3 protein-coding genes and 1 pseudogene are annotated in these 2,813 nt (G+C 75.0%); 1 reads left to right on the forward strand and 3 read right to left on the reverse strand.

Going from position 1 to position 2,813, the window contains the following annotated elements; genetic code table 11:
- A pseudogene (locus GFJ45_RS15790) lies at positions 1–408 on the reverse strand (hypothetical protein); the annotation flags it as partial.
- A 244-nt stretch (positions 409–652) separates the two neighbouring features.
- Here GFJ45_RS15790 and GFJ45_RS15795 point away from each other — a divergent pair.
- Positions 653–1,174, forward strand: a complete 522-nt coding sequence (locus tag GFJ45_RS15795; protein ID WP_153398986.1) for a hypothetical protein — start codon at positions 653–655, stop codon at positions 1,172–1,174.
- Positions 1,175–1,306: 132 nt separating this feature from the next.
- Here GFJ45_RS15795 and GFJ45_RS15800 read toward each other — a convergent pair whose 3' ends face one another.
- Positions 1,307–1,801: a hypothetical protein gene (locus tag GFJ45_RS15800; RefSeq protein ID WP_153398989.1), complete on the reverse strand. Its 495-nt coding sequence runs from the start codon at positions 1,799–1,801 to the stop codon at positions 1,307–1,309.
- Positions 1,798–2,813: dihydrolipoamide acetyltransferase family protein (locus tag GFJ45_RS15805; RefSeq protein ID WP_194288732.1), on the reverse strand; the 1,016-nt coding region annotated here is incomplete at its 5' end. The genes GFJ45_RS15805 and GFJ45_RS15800, both read right to left, overlap by 4 nt.

Raw genomic sequence — 2,813 nt, forward strand, 5'->3', positions numbered from 1 at the left:
GGCCTGGTCCTGGTCGCCGTCGTGGCCGGGCTGTACCGGGCAGACATCACCGCCGCGCAGTGGTGGGTCTCCCTGGTCGGGGACGAGGAAGGCCGCGACCAGCAGCGCGCCGACGGTCAGCGCGGCCAGCAGGTCGTGCAGCACCCGCAACAACGGCAGGCCGAAGCGCACGACCGGGCCCGCGTCGGCCAGCAGCACTGGCTGCAGCGCACCGGAGAGGGCGCCCACCAGCAGCACGACGGGGAAGCCGACGCCCACCGACAGCAGCAGCGGCAGCCAGTGCGCGCCACGGCCGCCGGTGCCCTCCCCGGCCGCGTCCCCGCGCGGGGGTCGGTCAGCCGGGCGCCCACCCGTGGTGGCGGGATCAGGGGCGGCGCCGGCGGTGAGGTGATCGGCACGGGTGACCACCGCCCCATGCTAGGCGGGGGGCGTTCACCTGCGGGAACCGGTTTGCTTCCGGACCGGCCGACCACGCAGGATGAGGGAGTAGAGGAGTGCCGGCCGGGACCGACCCGGCGAGCACTGCAGGGGACGCAACGACGCCGACCGTCACGCTGCCGCACCAGGCACGGGGCGGTCTCGTGCTGCCCGTGGACCACCCAGCCGACCACGCGTCCGGGCGGCCCCTGCGCGGATGAGGAGGAGTGGAGCGATGAAGAAGTCCAGCCTGCTGGCCCTGGTGATGGCCTCCGGTCTCGCCCTGACCGCCTGCAGCGGTGAGGACGCGGACGACGCCGCCGACCAGGCCGGTGACGCCGCCGACCAGGCCCAGGACACTGCCGAGGACGCCTCGACCGAGTCCGAGGCCGACGAGGAGGAGACCACCGGCGACATGTCCGACCCGGCCTGCGTCACCTTCTTCGAGGAGGGCGGCCCGCTGGCCGACCGCGCCGAGGACGCCCGGGAGGCCATCGAGGGCGGCGAGATCACCGACGACGCGAGCTACAGCGAGGTGAACCTGCTGGAGCAGCGCATCAGCGATGCGGCCGGGCAGGCCACCGACGAGCAGGTGGCCTCGCTGCTGGAGGAGATCAACAGCCCGTTCACCGAGGTGGTCGGGGCCGTCAACAACGGTGCTCGCGACGCGGAGTCCGGCGAGATCTCGCTGCCGGACATCGACGTCGAGGGCTCCGAGGAGGCCCAGGACGAGCTGCAGGAGGCCTGCCAGGCCTGAGCGCCGGCGCAGGACCGCCGCACTGCGGTCCGCCTCCCACGACGGTGGCTCATGTCGCAGGAACCTGCTGCGACGTGGGCCACCGTTGTGCGTCGTCGCCGGCCGCGAGCCAGCCAGCCGGTCCGGCGCCGGTCAGCGGCGTAGCAGCACCACCAGCGACACCACGAACGCCGCCGGCACCACCAGCAGCGCGCCGGCGACCCACGGTCCCGGGCCCCAGCCGGTGGACAGCCACAGCGCGGACGCCGCCAGGGCCAGCACCACGCTGACCCAGCCGGCGACCCGGGTGGCGCGGTGGAACGCGAGCCGCTCCCGCTGCCCGGCCCCCTCCCCGGTGAGCACCCGGGCCGGAGGCAGCAGCCGCCGGCCGGCCGCCTGCACGGCCACGTAGCCGACCAGCACCACCGCGATCAGCAGGCCGTTGCGCAGCGACCCGCGCGAGGCGGCCACGACCAGCACGACGGCGGCCAGCAGCAGGCACAGCCCGCTGACCACACGGTCCTTCAGCGGGGTCCGCCGAGGGCCGGTTCCGGTCGCGGCCGCGTCGCCGCCGCCTGCCTGCTGGCCGCCGGTGTCGCTGCCACCGGCAGGCACGCGGGGGGCGGGCCGGCGAGCCAGGCCGCTCACCCCCAGACGAGCGCGCGGGAGGGATCCTCCAGCAGCGCGCCGAGGTCGGCGAGGAACCGCGACCCGAGCTCGCCGTCGATGAGGCGGTGGTCGAACGAGACCGCCAGCTGGGTGACCCACCGCGGCTCGATCCGCTCCTGCCCGTCCGCGCCGGTGACGACCCACGGCTGCCGGCGCACCGCACCGAAGGCCACGATCGCCGACTCGCCGGGGTTGATGATCGGCGTGCCGGTGTCGACGCCGAAGACCCCGACGTTGGTGATGGTGATGGTGCCACCGGACATCTCCGCCGGCTGCGTCCGGCCCGCCCGGGCGGTCTCGACCAGGTGGCCGAGCGCCTCGGCCAGCTGGTGCAGGTCCATCAGGTCGGCGTCCTTGATGTTGGGCACGACCAGCCCCCGCGGGGTCGCGGCGGCGATCCCCAGGTTGACGTAGTTGCGCTGGACGATCTCCCGGTCCTCCTCGTCCCAGACGGCGTTGACGCCCGGGTTGCGGCGCACCGCGATCGTCATCGCCTTGGCCAGCACCAGCAGCGGTGAGACCTTGACGTCGGCGAACTCCCGGTCGGCCTTGAGCCGCTCCACCAGCTCCATGGTGGCGGTCACGTCGACGGTGAGGAACTCGCTGACGTGCGGCGCGGTGAACGCCGACTCCACCATCGCCTGCGCGGTCATCTTCCGCACGCCCTTGACCGGGACGCGGGTCTCTCGCTCCCCGGCACGGTCGAAGGCCGGCGGCGTCCAGCCGGGGGCCGGCTGCTGGGCCCCCTGGTCCTCGGGCAGCTGCGTCGCCGGGTGCGCGGCCGCCGGCTGCGACGGGGCCCCTCCGGCCAGGAAGGCGTCCACGTCGGCGCGGGTGACGACGCCGTCCTCCCGGGTGGGGGCGACCTGGGACAGGTCCACCCCGTGGTCCTTGGCGTACTTGCGCACCGGCGGCTTGGCCAGCGGCGTCACGGCGCGCTCCGGCTCGGGCTCGGGCTGCCGCCCCGGTGCCCCCTCGGGCACACCGCGGC

It is taken from the genome of Ornithinicoccus halotolerans, from assembly GCF_009602535.1.
Lineage (GTDB): Bacteria > Actinomycetota > Actinomycetes > Actinomycetales > Dermatophilaceae > Ornithinicoccus > Ornithinicoccus halotolerans.